1 protein-coding gene is annotated in these 1786 nt (G+C 34.6%); it reads left to right on the top strand.

The genetic code is table 11. The annotated features are described in order from the left end of the window. Positions 1–1478 (top strand): IS66 family transposase (locus GX308_01205; GenBank protein NLK20708.1); only part of this gene is annotated, 1478 nt, incomplete at its 5' end. Between the last annotated feature and the right edge of the window lie 308 nt (positions 1479–1786).

The raw sequence follows: 1786 nt of genomic DNA, 5'->3' as shown, positions 1-1786 counted from the left end.
GGTATGAAGAACAATTTAGATTAAATCAACAAAAACGTTTTGGTTCTTCAAGTGAGAAAACTAACCCAGATCAATTATCATTCTTCAATGAGGCAGAAAAAGAATCACGTCCTGAAAAGGAAGAGCCGACCATAGAAGAAATTACATATAAACGCAGAAAGAAAAAAGGTTTAAATAAGAAATCCTTTGAAGACCTTCCAGTTGAAAGAATAGAATATACTTTAACAGAAGAAGAAAGGATCTGTCCTATTTGCAATAATCATCTCCATCAAATGAGCAAAGAAATCCGTAAGGAATTGAAAGTTATTCCAGCTCAGGTTGTAGTAGTGGAGCATGTTAGAAATATTTACGCATGCAGAAATTGTGAAAAGGAAAATATAACTACACCAATAATAGCAGCCAAAATGCCAAACCCAGTTCTACCGGGTAGTTTTGTATCCCCATCTTTAATGGCATATACAATGCATCGTAAATACTCAGAAGCAGTACCACTGTATAGACAGGAGAAAGGATATCAAAACTTTGGAATAAATTTATCACGCCAAAACTTAGCAAATTGGGTAATACATGGAGCTAATACTTGGTTAAAACATCTATATGATCGAATGCATGATTATCTTCTAAAAGAACCAATACTTCATGCAGATGAAACTACAATGCAGGTATTAAATGAAGAAGGTAAAAAGCCTACAAGTAAATCCTACATGTGGCTTTATGCTACAGGGATGTATTCAAATCCAATTTTCTTGTATGAATATCAGCCATCAAGAGCAAAGAAATATCCTAAAGAATTCTTAAAAGGATTCAATGGATTTTTGCAAACAGATGGCTACCCTGGATACAATGCAGTAGAAAATATCACCTTGGTAGGTTGCTTTGCCCATGCAAGAAGAGGATTCACAGATACCTTAAAAGCATTACCAAAAGATGCAACCACATCCAAGACAAATGCTGAAGAAGGACTTGAATTTTGCGATAAATTATTTAAACTTGAAAGAGAATATAGAAAAGAAAAACTAACCCCTGAAGAAATCTATAAAAAGCGACTAGAAAAAACCAAACCAGTGCTTCAGGACTTTTTGTCATGGCTAAAAACAAAAGAAAAACAGGTCCTACCAAAAAGTAGCCTTGGGAAAGCCATTAACTATTGCTTAAATCAATGGGATAAGCTAATAGCATTTATGCTTGATGGAAGATGTGAAATAAGTAACAATAGAGCTGAAAGAGCTATAAAGCCATTTGTAATAGGAAGAAAGAATTTTCTATTTTCAAAGTCCCCGAGAGGTGCACAGGCTTCTGCCATTACCTATAGTATAATAGAGACAGCAAAGGCTAATAATTTAAATCCATTCTATTATTTAACATATCTATTTGAAAAACTACCTAATATAGATTTAGATAACATGGAAGAATTGGATCAACTATTACCTTGGTCTAATTCAATTCCTGTAAATTGCAAAATTCCTAACAAAGAATAGTATACAATACGGCCCCTATCTTTAGAAGGTGTGGGCCTATTGACGCTTACTTTTATAATAGAAAAAGAATTCATTCATCAATTAACTACATGACCCCAGATGAATATGAAAGCTTATGTAAAGCATCATAGCTGGCTTTAGATTTTAAGCCTGAGGGGACATTAGCCACCCGAAGGGCTTGCTCTTGATAAACAAATGAATAAATGCTAAAATAATCCACCTCGAAGGCGCAATATTTAGCTTGCTTTGAGTTTGTGCCTTCGGGTGATAGTAGATGAGCATTATGAATGGTTTATCAAGGGTGGCGG

The sequence above is a fragment of the Candidatus Epulonipiscium sp. genome (assembly GCA_012519205.1).
Classification (GTDB): Bacteria; Bacillota; Clostridia; order Lachnospirales; family Defluviitaleaceae; genus JAAYQR01.
This window is presented reverse-complemented; position numbering and strand designations above follow the sequence as displayed.